We start from the raw sequence: 301 nt of genomic DNA, 5'->3' as shown, positions 1-301 counted from the left end.
CTTGTGCATGTTTTAGTTCCTTCCTACTCGAAATGACAGCAACTCTCGTTAACTATATCGGTATTTATTAGTCATCTGTCCATAGTTTTAAACAAACAAATGCAGAAATCCAGTAACCAATAGCCCTTATGGCGCATAAGATATATAAATATTTGAAATGGGCTATGAAACAAGTATAAATAAATAGAGTTTGTGGCATAATAATAGCTATATAGGCAATGTAAGAGAAAGCGGGGATTGTAATGGACGACAATCGCGAGCATCACTGTATCATTTGCAATCAACAGAAGTCGGACGGCCA

The organism is Paenibacillus paridis (assembly GCF_006345825.1).
GTDB lineage: Bacteria > Bacillota > Bacilli > Paenibacillales > Paenibacillaceae > Pristimantibacillus > Pristimantibacillus paridis.
The sequence above is the reverse complement of the archived record's forward strand: the minus strand, read 5'-3'. Positions refer to the sequence as shown.